The sequence below is a fragment of the Paenibacillus sp. FSL K6-1558 genome, from assembly GCF_038002565.1.
GTDB lineage: Bacteria > Bacillota > Bacilli > Paenibacillales > Paenibacillaceae > Paenibacillus > Paenibacillus polysaccharolyticus.
The window spans coordinates 6,182,903-6,203,038 of the sequence record NZ_JBBOCV010000001.1; the positions used below are offsets into that span (position 1 = coordinate 6,182,903).

Annotated in this window: 14 protein-coding genes; 11 read left to right on the top strand and 3 right to left on the bottom strand. The window is 47.4% G+C overall.

Annotated elements, in window-relative coordinates:
* The first annotated feature begins 132 nt into the window (after positions 1-132).
* The 4 genes from MHI38_RS26880 (at position 133) to MHI38_RS26895 (ending at position 5,786) form a co-directional block, all read left to right on the top strand.
* Complete coding sequence (locus MHI38_RS26880) at positions 133-588, top strand: MarR family winged helix-turn-helix transcriptional regulator (RefSeq protein ID WP_154886426.1); 456 nt, start codon at positions 133-135, stop codon at positions 586-588.
* Positions 588-3,755, top strand: coding sequence for an MMPL family transporter (locus tag MHI38_RS26885; RefSeq protein ID WP_341181877.1), 3,168 nt, complete (start codon positions 588-590; stop codon positions 3,753-3,755). Before MHI38_RS26880 ends, MHI38_RS26885 begins: the two co-directional genes overlap by 1 nt.
* Before the next feature lie 166 nt (positions 3,756-3,921).
* Entirely contained in the window at positions 3,922-4,584 is a 663-nt protein-coding gene (locus MHI38_RS26890; RefSeq protein WP_253495494.1) for a GDSL-type esterase/lipase family protein, read from the top strand.
* Positions 4,585-4,670: 86 nt separating this feature from the next.
* A complete protein-coding gene (locus tag MHI38_RS26895) occupies positions 4,671-5,786 on the top strand; it encodes a phosphotransferase (protein ID WP_186809554.1) in 1,116 nt (371 codons plus the stop codon).
* 111 nt (positions 5,787-5,897) lie between these two features.
* On the opposite strand, the gene MHI38_RS26900 is transcribed toward MHI38_RS26895, so the two are convergent.
* Positions 5,898-6,575, bottom strand: a complete 678-nt coding sequence (locus MHI38_RS26900) for a tetratricopeptide repeat protein (protein ID WP_341181878.1) — start codon at positions 6,573-6,575, stop codon at positions 5,898-5,900.
* A 103-nt stretch (positions 6,576-6,678) separates the two neighbouring features.
* Positions 6,679-7,557 carry a helix-turn-helix domain-containing protein gene (locus MHI38_RS26905; RefSeq protein WP_154886423.1) on the bottom strand — a complete coding sequence of 293 codons (879 nt, stop codon included), beginning with the start codon at positions 7,555-7,557 and terminating at the stop codon, positions 6,679-6,681.
* A 194-nt stretch (positions 7,558-7,751) separates the two neighbouring features.
* Here MHI38_RS26905 and MHI38_RS26910 point away from each other — a divergent pair, with 194 nt between their 5' ends.
* Positions 7,752-9,269 (top strand): tagaturonate reductase, encoded by a 1,518-nt coding sequence (locus MHI38_RS26910; RefSeq protein WP_308722046.1) that lies wholly within the window; start codon positions 7,752-7,754, stop codon positions 9,267-9,269.
* On the top strand, positions 9,266-10,780 hold the full coding sequence (locus MHI38_RS26915) for a UxaA family hydrolase (protein ID WP_186809552.1): 1,515 nt from the start codon (positions 9,266-9,268) through the stop codon (positions 10,778-10,780). Before MHI38_RS26910 ends, MHI38_RS26915 begins: the two co-directional genes overlap by 4 nt.
* 129 nt (positions 10,781-10,909) lie before the next feature.
* Here MHI38_RS26915 and MHI38_RS26920 read toward each other — a convergent pair whose 3' ends face one another.
* Positions 10,910-12,940, bottom strand: coding sequence for a beta-galactosidase (locus tag MHI38_RS26920; RefSeq protein ID WP_341181879.1), 2,031 nt, complete (start codon positions 12,938-12,940; stop codon positions 10,910-10,912).
* Positions 12,941-13,065: 125 nt separating this feature from the next.
* Between MHI38_RS26920 and MHI38_RS26925 the strand changes: the two genes are divergently transcribed.
* From MHI38_RS26925 to MHI38_RS26945, 5 genes are all read left to right on the top strand, one after another.
* The gene (locus MHI38_RS26925) at positions 13,066-13,899 is read left to right on the top strand and encodes a helix-turn-helix domain-containing protein (protein ID WP_154886420.1); all 834 of its coding nucleotides are present in this window, start codon (positions 13,066-13,068) and stop codon (positions 13,897-13,899) included.
* A 136-nt stretch (positions 13,900-14,035) separates the two neighbouring features.
* Entirely contained in the window at positions 14,036-14,824 is a 789-nt protein-coding gene (locus MHI38_RS26930; RefSeq protein WP_154886419.1) for an alpha/beta hydrolase, read from the top strand.
* Between the two features lie 72 nt (positions 14,825-14,896).
* Positions 14,897-15,556, top strand: coding sequence for an SGNH/GDSL hydrolase family protein (locus MHI38_RS26935; RefSeq protein ID WP_090923924.1), 660 nt, complete (start codon positions 14,897-14,899; stop codon positions 15,554-15,556).
* Between the two features lie 14 nt (positions 15,557-15,570).
* A complete protein-coding gene (locus MHI38_RS26940) occupies positions 15,571-16,452 on the top strand; it encodes an SMP-30/gluconolactonase/LRE family protein (protein ID WP_154886418.1) in 882 nt (293 codons plus the stop codon).
* A 335-nt stretch (positions 16,453-16,787) separates the two neighbouring features.
* Positions 16,788-19,862, top strand: coding sequence for a X2-like carbohydrate binding domain-containing protein (locus MHI38_RS26945; RefSeq protein ID WP_154886417.1), 3,075 nt, complete (start codon positions 16,788-16,790; stop codon positions 19,860-19,862).
* Positions 19,863-20,136 lie beyond the last annotated feature (274 nt).

The following is a 20,136-nucleotide window of genomic DNA, read 5'->3' on the forward strand; positions in this document are numbered from 1 at the left end:
CTGAGCCGGATGTCCTGTTTTTTTGTTTAAGGAGTAGGAAAAAAGTATTGCTTCACAACATAGTTTCATTATAGAATAGTTTTACTAATGAATAGTTCGTTATGTGAACTAGTTTTGAAAGGAGAAAAATATATGAACATCCCAGATGCCAAAAGTTTGGTGAATCGTTATCTGGATGCGTCTTTCCTGGTTAACAAGCGGTTTGATACCCAGATACGGGAAAAGGTAGGGCAAACGGTCACAACGGATCAGTTTTGTGCACTGCGCCTCATACATGAAAAACCTGCCTGCACCCCGTCGGATCTTGCGGAGCTCCTGTGTGTGGGCAAGAGCAGCATTACGGCTCTGGTAACCAAGCTGGCTGACCGGAATCTGGTGCATCGTGCAGGGGATGAACGTGATCGTCGTGTTATCTATCTGACTCTGACCGAGGCCGGTCTTCAGATTTACAAGGAGACTGAGCTGGAGATTCAGAAGGTTCTTGAACCTTACTTGAAACATTTTACACCAGAAGCGGTCCAGAACTTTATTGAATCTTTTGAGAAGCTTGCAGCGTTACTAACACAAGAAGAAGGGCTGGAGAAGTAATGAGAGCAATTTTAAAAGGACGCTGGTGGATCATGGGGCTGTGGATTGTCGCCGCGGCTGTATTGATGTTTACCGCGCCAAACATGAGTGAGTTAATTCGGGAAAAAGGGCAATTTTCGGTTCCTGAGGGGTACTCTTCTACAAAAGCAGCTGCAATTCTGGATGAAGCTGCAGCTCAAAGTGGAGAACAGAAAGGTACCTCGATCGCACTGGTATTTTATAATCCGGATGGTCTTGGTACAACAGGCAAACAAGAGGCGGAAAAGGCAGTTAAGTTACTCGAGGCCGATAAAGAAAAACTCGGCATCTTGTCTGTTCTGGACCCCTTCACACAGCCGGAACTGTCAGATAAGATGATCTCGAAGGATGGTACAACCATTCTGACTTCACTTTCGATTGAAATGGGTGACCGCACCGTAAAGGAAATGCGGAATGATCTGAATGGTGCGCTGAAACCAGTGAATGTTGAGCATTATATTACAGGTAAAGGTTTGATTGATGAAGATACGATTGAGAGTTCCCAAGAAGGACTCAAGAAATCGGAATACATTACGGTTGTCTTTATTTTACTTATTCTTTTTCTCGTATTCCGTTCATTCGTAGCTCCATTTGTACCGCTGTTGACGGTGGGCATCAGTTACATCGTATCCCAGCAGATTGTTGCGTTCCTGGTCGATGGGGTTAACTTCCCGCTCTCCACGTTCACACAGATCTTTATGGTTGCAGTCATGTTCGGAATCGGTACAGACTACTGCATTCTATTGATCAGCCGCTTCAAGGAAGAGCTAGCACACCATGAGAATACATGGGATGCCATTATTGCTACATATCGCACCGCAGGTAAAACGGTGTTTTTCTCAGCTCTAGCAGTGCTGGTTGGATTCGTGGCCATCGGTTTTGCACAGTTTTTGTTGTACCGTTCTGCGGTCGCGGTCGCTGTAGGGATTGCCGTGATGATGCTGGCACTCGTGACGATTGTGCCGTTCTTTATGGCTGTGCTGGGCAGAAAGTTATTCTGGCCATCCAAAGGATCGCTCGAACATGCCGAGAGCAAAATCTACGGTGCAGCAGGCAAATTCTCACTTAAACGTCCGTGGGCAGCTCTGCTGATTGTTGCCGCAGTTACGGTGCCTCTTTTGTTGACATATGACGGGAAATTATCATTCAACAGTCTGGATGAGATTGGTGACAAATACGATTCGGTCAAAGCTTTTAATATTATTTCAGATAGCTTCGGGCCAGGAGAATCCCTGCCGGGTCAGATCGTCATTCAAAATGACGAAACGATGGATAATGCCAAATATATGGCTGTGGCAGAGAAGATCAGCCGCGAAGTAGAAAAAGTTCCCGGTGTTGCTGGTGTTCGTAGTATGACACGTCCAACGGGGGATGAGATCAAAGATTTTGAAGTAACCAAACAGGTAGGTACACTATCGGATGGTCTGGGCGAGGGCAAGACAGGTCTGGATAAAATCAGCGATGGTCTTAGCAAAGCTAGTAATGAATTGAGCAAAAATGAACCACAGCTTAAAGAGGCAGCAAACGGAGCAGGTCAGCTAACCAAGGGAACAAGCCAGCTGCAATCCGGTATTACACAGCTAAGCGATGGACTGAAGCGTATTGAAAAAGGCATTCGGGATGGATCATCTGGTGCAGGGGATCTCAAAGCCGGACTTCAACAAGCCAAAACGAGTGCAGACCAGCTTGCCAAAGCGAATGATCAGTTGTTGCAAGCCTACCGTCAGGCAGGAGCAGGTGTTGCTGCGCTGGGCGATGGAACGAAGGAACTGGAGCAGCAATTGACAGGTGTTTCAACAGCTTTGACGAGTCTTACAGCATCCTTCTCTGCTCTAGAGGAGCGATTCCCTGAATTGCAGCAAGATGCCGACTATCAACGCATCAAAGGCACGATTGGTCAAACCGGTTCAGGCACAGCGCAGCTTGCGCAGGGACTTTCCCAAATTCAGACGAATCTGAGTGCAGCGGCGGCTGGAATCAATCAAGCGAATGAAGGTTTTGCTTCCGCAGCGTCCGGACAGAAGGCTTTGGCCGATGGTCTGGGTCAGATTGTAACAGGTATTGGTCAACTGGAAACAGGATTGAAACAGGCTGCCGATGGTCAAGGTAAGGTGATCAAAGAAATCCCTTCTATCCAGAATGGTCTGGGTCAGCTTCAGGGAGGGCAGGAGAAGATCCAGAAGGGCTTCTCGGATCTCAGTGGTCAATTAACACAATTGACAGATGGCTTGAACCAAAGTGTGGATGGAATCAAGAAAGTATCAGGTGGCTTGGATTCTGCTCAGGATTATTTGACACAACTGCAAAATTCACCGGATTCGGATCTCGCAGGCTGGTACGTACCTGAAGAAGCCTTGAATAATAAGGACTTCAAAAAAGTGTTTGATACGTATCTATCGAAAGATCGCAAGACGATGACGCTGGATGTTATTTTTGCTGAGAATCCGTATGGTACAGAAGCGATTGACCGTGTGCCAGATATCGAAGCGGCAGTACATCGTGCAGTTCAGGGCAGTGCGCTTGAAAAAGCCGATGTTGCCGTAGGCGGTGTAACCAGCACGTTTGCCGATTTGCAGTCGATCTCGAACAAAGACTACACACGTACCGTTATGCTGATGCTCGCAGGAACATTTATCATCTTGGTAATCCTGCTTCGTTCCGTCATCATGCCGATTTATCTCATTATTTCACTTCTGCTTGCGTACTTCACATCGATGGCACTTACGGAAGTGGTCTTTGTGAATATCATGGGTTATGCCGGAATCAGTTGGGTTACGCCATTCTTTGGATTCGTTATGCTGATTGCGCTTGGCGTTGATTACAGCATTTTCCTTATGGATCGATTTAACGAAAACAAAGGAATGAGAGTACAGGATGCGATGTTATACGCGATGAAAAACATGGGAACCGTCATCTTGTCCGCTGCGGTCATTCTAAGCGGGACGTTTGCGGCGATGTATCCGTCCGGGGTACTCTCGATGATGCAAATCGCTACCGTTGTGCTTAGCGGTCTGATTCTGTATTCCCTCTTATTCCTGCCATTCTTCGTACCTGTAATGGTGAAGATGTTCGGGCGGGCGAATTGGTGGCCGTTCCGCAACAAGGAACAGTCGGAATCTTCCGAATCGAATCATACCGTTGGTATGTGATTCTCATTGATGTTGATATTTCATATGGAAGGGAAGCTCTGCCGCATCATGTGGTGGGGCTTTCTTTTTTATAATACTCATCATGGACACAAAGATTGGTGTTTGCCTAAGGACACTATCCCGCGCTTTGTCGAATCGATCTTCATAGGATATAGGGAGTTCATGAATGATCAGGGAGATCAGCAGAGAGAGGAGCGGCGGGATGGTATATCGTTATGTAGCTATAGGGGATTCCTTGACGGTAGGTACAGGAGCTTTGCTCGGAACCGGATTTGTTCCAATCTATCGCCGTATGGCGGAAATGAACCTTCGTACATTTGTATCTATGGACAATTTGGGTGTGAACGGACTAACATCGGCAGAACTTCAGCAGATGATTAACGGACATCCTCGGGTGCGTCAAGCGATACGTGAAGCAGATATGATTACGGTTTCCATTGGTGGTAACGATCTGATCCGTACATTTAAAGCTAGCGGAGGTATTCCAAATGCCGGGAAAATGACACAAGTGCTTGGTGAAACACGTCATCATGTATCTCAGGTTATGCGACAAATTCGGCAGTTAAAAGGGGATCAGAAGTACTTTGTTCGTTCCATTGGATTGTACAACCCGTATCCACAATCAACCGAAGCTGCATACTGGGTGCGACAGTACAATTCTTATCTTAATAGTGCAGGTTCAGGTAACTATGCATGTGCTCAGGTGTACGACAAGTTTGAAGGACGTGAGCGAGAATTGCTGTTCTGGGACAGAGTCCATCCAAACGCAAGAGGGTACCGGATTATCGCGGAGCAGTTGAATCGAACGGGCTATGTTCCTTTTGCTTGAAGCATGAAGAAAACTAGACCCGCCTTACAACTTCCGATATGATGAAAGAGTTCATTCAAATTATCGTAACAGGGGAGTTCAAATCGGTGTCTAACAAACAGCAAAATTCTCTTCTTCCATTGGAAAAACAATTAATCTCTGAAGTGTTAGCCTTATACGGCTTCAGATCGGATTGGCAAGGTAAGCGCAGCAATGGAGGTATGAATAATTCTACTTTTGTACTTCACACCCGTGATGCAGACTATGTTATGAGACAATACGAAACACATAATGATCAAGCGAAAATAGCTTTTGAACATGGCGTGCTTATCGCACTGTCCAATACAGATTTTAAACTTCATTCGCCAACACCAGTCATTTCATTATCTAGTAGTAGCGGCAAGACAGCGGATCAAGAATCGAAGGAAAGTAACCATTCTAATGAGGAGAATAGGCAGACTTACCAGCTTGTACAAGATCATATCACGGGAACTTTTAAAGTCGTGGCTCTGTTTCGTTATTTGGAAGGCGTAAATCCGGTATGGGATTCCCCCGAGCAATTGCTTCCTTTGGGACGGGCAGCGGGAAATCTCTCAACAGCTCTTGCCAAGCTCGAATTGGAACTTAAGCCGGTATATCCGCCATATTACCGGATCGACGAGGCTTATCCGCTGTGTACACCAGAACGTTTACTGGGAATGTGTGCTTCGCCGCCGGAAACGCTGAAGGCTTGTGCCGAGGAGTTAGAGCAGTTGCTGGTTGAACTGCCAGGTTTGTTCAAAGCATTGCGTGGAATGGAGCAACTTCCGCATCAAATCGTGCATGGTGATGTGAACGCATCCAATGTGCTGGTAGACCCAGAAGGCAACATGAGTGCGATTCTTGATTTTGAGTTTGCCACCTGGGATCTGCGGGTCATGGAACTGGCTGTTCCGATGTCTGACATGCTGACCATGGACAAGAGCGAAGAATGGATGTGGCAGGCGCAGGCTAATCTGGTGCAGGGCTTTCGAGAAGAGGTTGAACTCACCGCTGACGAACTGAAAGCAATCCCGCAGCTGATTTTGCTGCGAAGTCTGGATGTGGTTATGCATTTTATCAGCCGGATGCTGGAAGGGACGGATAAACCAGAGGTGGCTACAGAGCAAATTGTGAAACTCAAACAGCGAATGGACTGGATGGGGCGGCATGAGAATCAATTACGTCAATTGTTAACGAACTAACATGCGTGGCAAATAAATAAGTGTGCTGGTTCTGCTACGGACAAAAGAGCAGAACCAGCACACTTATCTTTCTTTTATAGGATGCTTGCTGATATACGAAGGTAGTTCAATCTACAAAGCACGTTTGCGGAACCAACTGCGGACAGCCCAGCGCCGTTCCTGACGTTTTTTATATTTGGGCAAGGAACGATACACATTCAGGGATTGATCATATGCTTGTTTGGCATCTTCATTACGCCCTAGCGAACGGTATACCGAGCCAAGCAGATAAAAGGCTTCACTGGAGGAAGAATGGATTTCCTGAAACTGCTGCACATAATGAAGGGCTTTGTCACGATCCGTATCCTTGAAGGCTGTAGCCAGATTCAGATAAGGCTGTCCGTATTTGACTCTGGGGTTAATCTCAAGTGCATGCAAGATATGACGTTCGCCTTCCGAGATTTTGCCGAGATACAGTTCAGTTGTGCCCAAAGCTTCCCAGTACTCAGCAGACTGTTCGTAAGGGCGTTCCAGTTCAAGCAAAAAGGCATGTGCCTCACTGTAACGTTTGCGTTCAATGAGCAATCGGGCCAGTTCCAGCTTGGAAGATACTTCGTTAGGGTTCAGCGCTAGCTGTTGTTTCAACCTGGAAATGTTACGCAACCGTTTAAGGGGTTTGGTGAAGCTTGGAAATACGCCGACAAAACGACGATCCAGGAAATACAGGATGACGAGCAAAATCAGAATGGCGATGAACGGATTGCCAACGATCTGCCAGAGCAGGACAAAAATAAGAAATTTAATAATCACAGGTTCAACTCCAGTAACAATATAATCGTGTTGCGCAAACCTTGAATATCATACCATATCCTCTCTTGGAATAATATGTGTGTGCATATCTCCGTTTCACATCCTAGCGATGTTGTACCATCGTTCTGCGATATGCGGCCGGTGTCGTGCCCGTCAGTTTCTTGAACTGTCTGTAAAAATGAGGCAAACTATCAAATCCGCAAGCATCTGCGACAGCAGCCATCGTTTCATCCCCATTCAGAAGATGCTCCTTCGCCATAATAACTCTACGAGCGAGTACATAATCCGTTAGCGTCATTCCGGTGTAACGCTTGAATGCCCGGCTAAGATGAGCAGGAGATACGGCAGCTTGTTGTGCAAGTTCAGGTAAAGTCAATCGATTGCGCAGTTTAAGATCAATGTCAGACAGAATGGAGGACAGCCATGACGGTGTAGGTAGTGATGTTGTAGCATGGGCAGGACCGGTAGCTGAATCCAGACGTTCAAGGAAAATAAGCAAGAGCTGCAATCGGAGCAGTGCGGCGTGAGAACTCAGATGATGATCGGAACGGAACTCGGCATGAATATCATCAATGAAGGCAGACACTTGTGTCTGCTCGGCATGGTTTAGATGCCTTTTGTATATTCGCCGTTTGCGACAGCGTTCAAATGGGTGTAGCAAGGAGGAGGACATGCCTCCGGCGGTTGAAGCCAGTAACCCCGGACTGAAGAACAGTGCAGAAGAGGTAACCGGATTACCTGCATCAGGCAATGCACGGTGCACGGTACTGCCTGGAATAAGAAATAAATCTCCCTCCTGCATATCTTCGAGACCTGCATCGATAAAAATACTTCCCTGTCCCCTATAGACATAGATAATTTCATGCCAGTCGTGCAGATGATCCGGTAATTCATTTTGTGGAGATTTCGTATCACTATAGACAAGGCGGAACGGTATGCCCGATTCGGTCTGAATGGTGGTGCGAACTGGTGAATGTTCCATTGGGACTCCTTTGGGAGACAAATGTCTCAGATAAGATGTCAATTCTGATCAAAAAACAGTATATTTAACGCAATATAAGCAATTTAATTTCCTTTTATTGATGATACAATGAATTTAAAGCGTTTACAATAAAAGGATGCCAGCATATGCTGTTCGCATTCTGAGTTCGCAAATAATCGGTGAGGTGAGTGTCCATGTCTGCAAGCACAAAGCGGCCAAGATTGAAGATGCATCTGCTCGGCAATGATAGTCAGCGCAAATGCAAAGAAATGATTGAACGTCCCGTCAAAGTTTTGCAGATCGGGGAAGGTAATTTTTTACGGGGATTCGCAGACTGGATGCTTCATGAGAGTGCTCGGCAAGGCAAGTTTCACGGCTCTGTAGCCGTGACACAGCCTCGGCCTGGGGGCAAGGCCAAGCTGGAGCAGATTCGTGATCAGGATGGATTATATACAATGATTACGCGTGGTCTCTCTGAAGGGAAGCGTGTGGAACGTACGGAAATGGTCTCTGTCTTCTCCCAATTTATTAATCCATACGAGGAGTGGCAGACGTTTCTGGAACTTGCGGAGCTGCCATCGCTGGAATTTGTAATCTCGAATACGACAGAATCCGGCTTGAAATATATCCAATCAGACTATATCCCAGGAGAGCCCGTTCAATCTTTTCCTGGTAAATTGACGGTTTTCTTGCATCAAAGATATGTACGTTTTGCTGGAGATCCATCGAGAGGACTCATTCACCTGCCATGTGAATTGCTTGAGGGCAATGGTGATGTTCTGCGAGAATGCGTGCTCCGTCATAGTGAAGATTTCGGATTCTCGGACAGCTTCCGCTCTTGGATCGAACATCACAATCAATTCCTGAACAATCTGGTAGATCGTATTGTGACGGGTGCGCCAACCCAGGAAGAGGCAGATACACTTACGGAACGCTGGGGTTATGAGGATCAACTGATTAATACGGCAGAGCCTTATCATTTCTGGGCGATTCAAGGCGAGGAGTCGCTGGACAAGCGCCTTCCATTGAAACAAGCAGGGCTCAATGTGCACTGGGTTAAAGATTTGAAGCCATATCAGCTTCGGAAAGTGCGCATCCTGAACGGCTCACACACCCTGATGTCTTCTCTGGGCTTGCTTCGCGGTAAACAACATGTAAGAGAAACCATGGAAGATCCGCAGTTTAGTTCCTGGATTAGGCAAGCGGTGCTTGAAGAGATTGTGCCTGCTTTGGATATGCCTGAGCTGGGATTGGAGCCATATGCGGAAGAAGTCTTTGAACGTTTCTTAAATCCATATATTGATCACAAGTTGCAGGATATTGCACTGAATACGGCCGGTAAATTCAAAGTACGTGTACTGCCAACCCTGCTCGCCTATGAACAGAGTCAAGGAAGCTGGCCTGAGCGGCTAATACAAGGTTTTGCCGGATTCCTCTATTTATATCGCCCATTGCAGACGCAGGAGGGCTACAGAGCGCAGCTTTTGAGCGGAGAAACGATTCCACTAAGAGATGACCCTGATGTACTGGCAGCTTTGGCTACTCATTGGGAAGGTTACGATCACTTGACCAGTGGAACGGCTGAATTGGAGAAAAGAGTTGCTGCGGTTCTCTCCGATGAAGTGATCTGGGGAGAGAATCTGGATGCAAAAGAAGGATTGCGAGCAGCACTCGTACATGAAATCAGTAAACTGGAAGGTGAAGTGAAATGAGTACAACAAGCACAATCAACGACTGGATTGCGATCCAGCCTCAGGACGATGTCATCATAGCACTTCGCGATTATGTGAAGGGAGAGCGTATCGATCTGCCGGATGGTCACTCGTTCACACTGCAAGATGATGTACCTAAAGGGCACAAAATCGCTGTGCATGATCTTGCACAGGGAGCAGATGTGATGAAATATGGTTTTTCCATCGGCATCGCCCAGGAAGCAATTGCACAGGGGAGCTGGATACACAGCCATAACTTGAAGACAGGTCTGCATGGTTTGCTTGAATATGAATATCAGCCAGGACAACCGATGACGATAGACATGCCTCCTGAACATTTACGAACATTCGATGGGTATTTGCGTCCGAACGGGGAAGCGGGAATTCGCAATGAAATCTGGATCGTCAATACCGTTGGATGCATTAACAAGGTGTGTGAAGCTCTTGCACGGATGGGGCAGTCCCAATTTGGCCGTCGGGTGGACGGTGTGTTTCATTTTCCGCATCCTTTCGGCTGTTCCCAGCTGGGGGACGACCTGAAATATACTCAACAGTTGCTGGCCTCACTGGTCGAGCATCCAAACGCTGGTGGTGTGCTGGTCATTGGTTTAGGTTGTGAGAATAACCAGGTGGATCAGTTCCGTGAGTGCATCGCACCGGAGTATCGGGAGAAGGTACGTTTCCTCAAAGCGCAAGAGACCGAGGACGAGTTGGAAGAAGGATTGCGTTTAATGGAAGAGCTGGTTGAGATTGCTGAGCAAGAGAAACGTCAGCCTCTGCCACTGAGCAAACTGAAAATTGGATTGAAATGCGGAGGCTCGGATGGCTTATCCGGCATTACAGCGAATCCGCTCGTAGGCGCTGTTGCGGATCTGCTCGTTGCTGCGGGTGGAACAGCGATTCTGACTGAGGTTCCGGAGATGTTTGGAGCGGAAACCATTCTGATGAACCGTGCGGCAGATGAGCATGTCTTCAACGATTTGGTAGACCTTGTGAATGGTTTCAAGCAATATTTCGTGAATCATGGTCAAAATATCTACGAAAATCCTTCGCCGGGTAACAAAGCAGGCGGAATTACAACACTTGAAGAAAAATCACTCGGATGTACGCAAAAGGGAGGACGCTCCTCGGTTGTCGATGTGCTCCGTTACGGTAAACGGGTGACCAAAACGGGTCTAAACATTGTAGAGGCACCCGGCAATGACCTCGTTTCCGTGACAGCTTTATCTGCGGCAGGAGCGCATATCGTGCTGTTTACGACGGGACGCGGCACACCGTTTGGCGGTCCGGTACCTACGGTCAAAATTGCAACGCAATCGGACCTGGCGAACCGTAAAAAGCACTGGATTGATTTTAATGCCGGTCAGCTGCTTGAAGGACAGACGATGGAACAAGTCAAAGAACAATTATTCAGTCAGATTATTGATATTGCTTCAGGACGTGCGCAGACTCTTAGCGAACAGCATGGTTTCCGGGAGATCGCGATCTTCAAAGACGGAGTTATTCTCTAACCTCATCTACGTGTTGCAAAATAAAACAAGACAACAATCCGGCGAGTTGTAATAAACTGCCGGATTGTTTTTTATTTTCTTTTCGAAGTCTTATGCACGCGTAGCGGTGCAACAATATAGATTATACCGCTACGTTGTGCGTTCTAAAATGTGCACTCCGCGGGCTTCAATGCTAATCTCTCCAGTGTATTCCTTGCCTGTTAACAACTCACGGACCCTTGAATCACCGAGATCATATGACTGCGGGGAAGCATTGTGGTTCATGACAAAAAGATAAGTTAACCCATCTTTCGTACGTGCGCTTACCTCTACACCTTGCGGGGTTTCGAGCAAAGGTTTAATATTTTTTTCGGCCGCAAGCTCTGCGAGTAAACCTTCGAGGAAAATGTTTTCCGGATCAGTGGCGACGTACCAGGCTTGCCCTTGACCAAAGGTATTACATGTAAGTGCAGGCATGCTTTGATAGAAGTCTTCACCGTACTCGGCAATCACTTCTGCACCTTCACTGTGAAGGAGATCGCACAGCATACCGCATTCGTATACGCCTTCAAGTGCGCCCCATGTTTCCTTCAGAACGATGCTATTCTTCTGTTCGGGTAGGAGAGCATCAATCTCTTCGACCCAGATGCCAAGCAGGTTTCGAAGCTCACCGGGGTAACCGCCAGTGGTCACGAGATCATGCTCGTTAACAATTCCGCTAAAGAAGGTGGTCAGGAAGGTACCGCCGGCCGCAACGAACTGCTCCAATTTTGCAGCAAAGCCTGGTTTGACCATATAAAGCACAGGCGCAAGAAGCAGATCGTATGAGCTGATATCGCTGTCTACGCTTATAATGTCCACTTGAATGTTGCGGTGGAAAAATGCCGCGTAGTATTTGTGAATTTGCTCGACATATTTCAGAGCCACCGTTGGCCCGCTTGATTTTTCAATTGCCCACCAGTTATCCCAATCGAATACAATCGCTACCTTGGACTGAACTCTGGCATCAAGCGTGGTGTCGCCGAGGATCTGCAGTTCCTTGCCGAGCTGTGCGACCTCTCTGAACACCCTTGTGTTTTCGTGTCCTGCATGTTCAATGACGGCACCATGGTACTTCTCGCATGCACCGATGGAACGGCGAAGCTGGAAGAACATCACGGTATCCGCGCCGTGTGCGACTGACTGATAACTCCATAGACGCATGACACCAGGGCGTTTCAGTGAGTTATACGGTTGCCAGTTCTGCTGACTGGGTGTCTGTTCCATTAGCATAAATGGCTGACCGTCTTTGAGACCGCGCATGAGATCATGAGCCATGGCGGTATAGCTGATTGGTGTCGCAAGACCGGGATAACTGTCCCAGGACACGATATCCATATATTTAGCCCATTTAAAATAGTCGATCTGTTTGAAAAAGCCCATCAAATTCGTTGTGACGGCAGAATCGGGAATATGCTTTTTAATGGCATTGTACTCCAGCAGATAACATTCGAGCATGCTGTCCGAGTTAAAACGGGAGTAGTCCAGTGAGATGCCTTGGAATGATGAACTGTTGTGACCCCAATGTTCACTCAGATTGCTTGGAAGCACAATCTCGTCCCAATCATAGAACGTATGGCCCCAGAAGTTGGTGTTCCATGCTTTATTGACCTGTTCTATGGTTTTATAACGTTTCTTGAGATATACACGGAATGCTTTTTCGCAGTTTTCACAATAACAATCCCCGCCATATTCATTGGAAATATGCCAGACAAGGACTGCGGGATGATCTTTGTATCGCTCGGCCAGTTTGTTTGCGATGATTTCGGAGTACTTCCGGTAGGTCGGACTGTTCGGGCAGGAGTTATGCCGTCCGCCAAATTTCCGTTTGCGTCCGTCCGCGTCTACCCGCAGGACATCGGGGTAATTTTTGGCCATCCATGCCGGGTGCGCGGCGGTACTTGTGGCAAGGCAGATATAAACCCCATTTTCGTACAAACGATCAATCAATTGATCCAGATATTCAAAATTATACGTCACCTCGTCAGGCTGAATTAGTGCCCAGGAAAAAACGTTAATCGTGGCCATATCAATGCCCGCCAGTTTAAACATGCGGAGGTCTTCCAGGTGGGTCTCATGATCCCATTGTTCAGGATTGTAATCGCCTCCATAAAACATTTTGGGTAATTTGCTGCTGATCAATGTGCTCACCTCTTGTATAAGAATAATTCTATACTATATGATACATATGACTTTTAAAATATAATAAAAGTGATGATGCATATAAGAATATGGAACTGGATTCTATTGTATTTAAGGAGGTTATCATGCTCATCTCACCGGGGCATCAGCGTTTTTTTATGACACCGCGGGATCAGCCGCTCCCACTATATATCGAGAGTATAGGATATAACGGAAATCAGGAAAAAGTCTCCAGAACTGCGGGTTATCCGTATTACCACTGGCTGCAAACGGTCAAGGGAGCAGGAGAGTTCAAGCTGTCAGGGACTTCAGCAATTGTTGGCGAAACCTCGGGTATTTTGCTTCCCCCAAACCTGCCTCATGAATATGCTCGTGTTCAAAACGAGTGGGAGACCATTTATATTACATTTGGTGGTTCGCAGTGTGCCGCCATCGTAGATTCACTTGGGTTGGGTGAGGCCGATATTCGCCAGTGGGAAACAGATAGTCCACTAAACGATTATGGTCAGCATGTGCTGAGTTCGATCGGGAGTGATCAGGATTTATCCGGATTGGAAGCCTCGGCGGACATGTATCGTTTCTTGATTTTGCTGAAAAAACACGGAATGACTGGCAATCGCTCTTCCATCTCCCAAGCTGTAGCAAGGCTTGCTCCGCTGCTTGCCTTTATGGAGGAACATTACGGCGACCCGGACATCGGGTTAGAACAAATGGCATGCATTATCGGAATCTCATCCAGGCATATGAATACGCTGTTTAAACAATCCTTCGGCATAACGGCCTACAGTTACTTCATTTTGCTTCGCATACGTAAAGCCAAAGAAATGCTGACGGGCAGTATGGAACTTACGATCAAGGAGACTGCGGCACGGGCCGGGTTCCGGGATGCCAGTCATTTTGTTGCCACATTTCGCCGGATTGAAGGGGCCACACCTGAACAGTTTCGCAACTTGTACTAATTACGCCAAGGTTGAACAAAAAGATCAGAAGGGTATTGATGCTTCTTCCTGTTGCCGTTATGATGGTATCGAATCCTAGAATCGAAAACGATTAAACGAATCTATTCCATATACATGAGAGAGGATGAGTCCGATCATGAGTTCAATTATTCCTTTGTGGGAGCAGGCGGCCCCATACGCGGCTACAGGCCATGAAGACGAAATGCCACATCTGATTCCTTTTATTCAACCGGGTTCCGAGAGCGCTGTCATTGTATGTCCAGGGGGCGGTTATGGCCATCTCGCTGACCATGAGGGTGCGCCCGTTGCTGAGTTGCTCAATCGAGCTGGCATTAGTGCTTTTGTGCTCAAATATCGAGTAGCACCGCACAGTCATCCGGCGCCTCTGGCGGATGGGCAACGTGCAATCCGTTATGTAAGAGCTCACGCGGAACACTACGGGATCAACCCGTCCAAAATTGCAGTACTTGGCTTTTCGGCAGGTGGCCATCTCACAGCAACATTGGGTACGCAGTACGATGATGGACAACCGGGCCATGAGGATCCGATTGAACAGGTAAGCTCTAGGCCGGACCGTGTCATTCTCTGTTATCCGGTTATCACAATGGAGTCTTATGGACATGAAGGCTCGCGTATCAACTTGCTAGGCGAGGATGCAACCGAAGAACAGGTTCAAGCGTTCAGTGCAGAGCGACAGGTTAGAGCAGATGCTCCTGAAGCATTTATTTGGCATACGAGTGATGACCAGGCTGTACCCGTGGAGAACAGTTTACGGTATGCTTTGGCTTTGGGTGCACATGGGATTCCATATGATCTTCACATCTTTGAAAAAGGTCCACATGGTTTAGGACTGGCGGAGCATGATGCTACGGTTCGAGTGTGGTCTGATCTATGTCTCACTTGGCTTAAAAATCAAGGTTGGTGACGTCGGCAACGGCACAAACTCTATTTTGCCAGTGAACTAACCGATCAATATCCAGCAAAGGAGAACAACGCCATGAAATTGCAAAAGAATGACAGACTTCTTTTTATCGGGGATTCCATTACCGATTGCGGACGAGCACATCCTGTAGGTGAAGGAAGTTCAGGGCTGGGACATGGGTATGTGGCACAGGTGTATGCTTTATTGCGGTCCATTTATCCCGAACTGATGCTGAGATTGCAGAATGTGGGTAATAGTGGGAATACCGTTCGTGACTTGAAGCAACGCTGGCAACAGGATGTACTTGATCTGAAACCGGACTGGCTCACAATTATGATCGGTATTAACGATGTGTGGCGGCAGTTCGATCACCCACTGGCTGACTCACAGGTGTTTCTGGAGGAATACGAGGCAACATTGCGTGAACTGGTCGCATCCGTGCGCCCGAATCTGAAAGGGCTTGTGCTTATGACCCCGTATTATCTGGAAGCGAACCCGGAAGATCCGATGCGGGCGACGATGGACATCTACGGAGAAGCGGTTCGCAGAGTAGCATCGGAATATGACGCGTTGTTTGTAGATACGCAGGCAGCATTTGCGCCACTGTGGGATCATTTTTATACATCGGTTCTCACACATGATCGAGTACACCCGGATGCTACGGGTCACATGGTACTTAGCAAAGCTTTTCTAGATGCGATTGGATTTGAATGGACGAGAAATACGAAATCCTAAGAAGGAGCGATAATATGAGTCATGTAACTGTAGTTGTGGATACACCAGCACAATTGGGAGAAGGACCAAGCTGGGATGCGGAAAATAGTCGTTTGTTATGGGTAGATATTGAAGGGTTTAAAGTACATGCATACCATCCCGAGACAGGTGAGGATCAGGCTTATGATGTGGGTGAACATGTCGGAGCGGTGGTGCCCTATCGTGGGGATGAAGTGATCGTTGCACTCCGAAGCGGCTTCTATACATATCATCTGCTCACGGGTGAGAAGCAAGCGATCGCGGACCCTGAGCAAGACAAATCTACCAATCGGTTCAATGATGGAAAATGTGATGCATACGGACGTTTTTGGGCCGGTACGATGAGCCTGAACAACGAACAAAAGGCTGGATCATTATATTGTCTGGAGGAAGGGAAGCCTGTACGCAATATGGTGCAGCAAGTATCCACCTCCAACGGTCTGGGTTGGAGCCCGAATCGTGAGTTCATGTATTACATCGATACGCCGACACGTTCCGTGGATCGTTTTGATTTTGATCTGGCTTCGGGTACGATCTCCAATCGGACGAGTATCATCTCAGTGCCGGAAGACATGGGATTCCCGGATGGCATGACTGTGGATGCGGAAGGTATGCTGTGGGTTGCCCATTGGGGTGGAGGAAGAGTCACCCGCTGGAACCCGGAGACAGGGGAACTGTTACAGCAGATCGAAGTGCATGCAGATCAGGTGACTTCCTGTTGTTTTGGCGGCCCGGATCTCGAAGATTTATATATTACTACTGCACGTATAGGAATTAAGGAAGAGCGCTTGCAGGAAACGCCGCAAGCAGGTGCATTATTTGTCGTTAAGCCGGGTGTTAAAGGGCAGGAAACACATGTCTACGGACGAAAAGCGTAAGCAAAGTGAGCAGGAAAAATCATAGTGGGTTTAAAGGTGCTGTGTGAACAGCATCTTTTTTTATTTTACCAGAGGATTACAAATTTTTTTTGAAAAGTGGATATTTACACAGAGGGGAAAAACGTTTTCTATCGAATGTTATTATTGAAAGTATTATCCATTTTGTGGTGGCGTTCGAAAAATTTTGTAAGCGCTTAACCGCAAATTGAAGGGAGGTGGATCTCCTCTAAGGGAGAAGGTATGGATTCGTCTGATACGCCATCATCAGCAGGTGAGACAGCGGGGATAGAGCGAATTGCCAAAATGTACAAACGCGAAAAGGAGGAGTAGTTGAGATGAAAAGGTGGATGAGCAAGTTACGAATCCTGAGTTTAAGTGTGGCTATTGTTACGGCTTCACTGGGTGGTCTGGGGATGGCAGGAACTTCAGAGGCTGCGCCGAGTGAGGCCTACGAATGGAAAAGCGTCGTTACTGGCGGAGGCGGAGGTTTTATACCCGGCATTATCTTTAATGAATCTGAAAAGGACTTGATCTATGCGCGCACTGATATAGGTGGAGCTTATCGCTGGAATCCGGTGGATAGTAGCTGGACTCCGCTTACTGACTTTGTAGGCTGGGACGACTGGAACAATAACGGGGTAGATGCGCTCGCCTCCGACCCTGTTGATCCAGATCGGGTGTACATGGCTGTAGGGACGTATACGAACTCATGGGTGAAGGACAACGGATATATCTTCCGTTCCACTGATCGCGGAGATACGTGGGAGAAAACCGAGCTACCCTTCAAGGTAGGGGGAAACATGCCCGGACGTTCCATGGGTGAGCGTCTGGTTGTGGACCCGAATGATAACAGCATATTGTATTTCGGAGCCCGCAGTGGCAACGGATTATGGAAAAGTACAGATTCTGGAGTAACCTGGAGTGAAGTGACCAGTTTTCCGAATCCGGGTAACTATGTTGAGAACCCTGCTAATGAATACACAAGTGACATTATAGGTCTCGCCTGGATTACTTTTGATGAAACAAGCGGCTCTGCGGGACAGGCTTCACAAACCATTTATGTCGGCGTAGCTGATAAAAGTGAAAGCATCTATCGCAGTACCGACGGCGGCTTGACCTGGACTGCTGTTCCCGGACAACCTACGGGTTATCTGCCTCATCATGGGAAAATGGACGTAGATGGAAGTTTGTATATTACCTACAGTAATGGTGCGGGACCCTACGACGGAACGAAAGGGGATGTCTGGAAGCTAAACACAGCAACCGGAGTATGGAAGAACATCAGCCCAGTTCCGAGCAGCAGTTCGGATAACTATTATGGTTATGGCGGGTTGGCTATTGATGCACAGGAGCCTGGAACGATAATGGTCGCAACGCTGAATTCCTGGTGGCCTGATGCTATTCTGTTCCGTAGTAAAGATGGTGGAGATACCTGGACACGAATATGGGACTTTGAAGGGTATCCTGACCGAAAATTCAGATATACGCAGGATATTTCCGCGGCGCCTTGGTTAACCTTCGGTGTGAATCCTGCACCGCCGGAAATTTCGCCTAAGCTGGGCTGGATGATTGCTGCTCTGGAGATTGATCCGTTTGATTCCGACCGATTGATGTATGGAACGGGGGCAACCATATACGGAACCAACAATCTGACGGATTGGGACGAGGATAAGAAAATTAACATTTCCGTTATGGCCAAAGGCATTGAAGAAACCAATGTCATGGATTTGATTAGCCCGCCAAGCGGAGCGAATCTGCTTAGTGCACTCGGTGATGTTGCCGGGTTCCGTCATGATGATCTCACCAAAGCTCCAGCAACGATGTTTACGAATCCGAATTATCCTTCAACAGAGAGTATTGATTTTGCCGAATTGAGCCCAAACACCATGGTACGGGTGGGGAAAGCAGATTACACGGTTGATCCCAATGCGAGATCCATTGGATTATCCAGCGACGGAGGAAAAACGTGGTACAAAGCAAGTGCAGAGCCGTCAGGTACTGCCGGAGGCGGAACTGTTGCCATCTCGGCGACAGGCAACCGTCTGGTCTGGAGCACATCGGATCGCGGGGTATTCCACTCTGTAGGCGGTAATTCCTGGACGGCAAGTACAGGCATACCAGCAGGCGCCAAAGTCATTTCCGACAGAGTTAACCCGAGCAAGTTTTATGGCTTCGCTGCAGGGAAAATTTACGTCAGTGTTAATGGTGGAGCATCGTTCACTGTATCTCCAGCTACTGGGCTTCCTGCCTCAGGTAATTCAGACCTCGACGCTGTGCCAGGTGTGGAAGGAGAACTGTGGTTTGCTGGGGGCAATGAAGAAGAAGGGCCCTACGGCTTGTGGCACTCAACAGATTCTGGAGCGACTTTTACGAAGCTCGCCAATGTAGAAGAAGCGGACAGCATCGGTTTTGGTAAAGCAGCTCCTGGGCAAAGTGTTGTCGTTTTGTATGCCGTTGCACAGATTGATGGGACTCGCGGATTTTTCCGTTCTGATGATGGTGGCACGAGCTGGGTGCGAATTAACGATGATCAGCATCAGTACGCCCGTGTGACCACAATTACAGGTGACCCACGTATTTATGGCAGAGTATATCTAGGTACCAACGGACGCGGAATACTCTATGCGGACCCGGTTAATGGCAATGGGGGCACACCTACAGTACCTAATTCGACCATCACCCCGGTAACGGCTCAATTTGATCTGAATGTGGATCATCAGGCCAATATTCCTGTCACGTTAACACTTAATGGCAATACACTGACCTCTATTCGGAACGGAAACGCGATACTTGTAGCCGGAACCGACTATACCGTTGCGGGTAATCAGGTTGTGCTGTCCAAAAATTATTTAGCCACATTGTCTAAAGGTGCTGCTGTGTTGACATTCCAGTTCAGTGCAGGCAATCCTGCAGCACTGAATCTGACCATCAAGGATACAACAGTTGTGATTCCGGGTGGAACGATTCGCATCGAGATGTACAACGGTACAACGGCAGCTACAAACAGTTCAATCAACCCTAAATTCAAGCTGACCAACACAGGCACTGCGCCGCTGAATTTGTCTGATGTGAAAATAAGGTACTACTATACGATTGACGGTAGTCAGCCTCAAAATTTCTTCTGCGATTGGGCTGCTGTGGGAAGTGCCAATATTACCGGTACGTTCAGTTCCATTAATCCTGCGTTGCCAGGAGCGGATCATGTGTTAGAGGTTGGATTCAAGGCAACTGCGGGAATGTTAAACGCAGGACAGAGCACGGAAATCCAGACTCGCTTTTCCAAAGACAATTGGACCAATTACACTCAAACGGATGATTACTCCTTTGAAGGAACGCATACCTCTTATGCTGACTGGTCCAAAGTAACTGGATATGTTGCGGGTCAACTTGAATGGGGAATAGAGCCGTAACATTCGGTTCATGATTGAATTGAGAAAATAATAATGAACAAGAGGTCTCAAAATGCCTGAGTAGGTCGTGGCGTTTTTGGGACTTCTTGTTTTGTCGAAATATAGTGTAAACTATAAGTAGTTACTATTGCTTAAACATAGGATTTAAGATATAACAATATGTACGATTATTATAATGTTCATGTAACCGCTAACAACAACAACTTCAATAACCAACATATAGAGGGTTAAACGGTATAGATATAGAGTGATAGAAGAGACAGGGGGGTCGCGA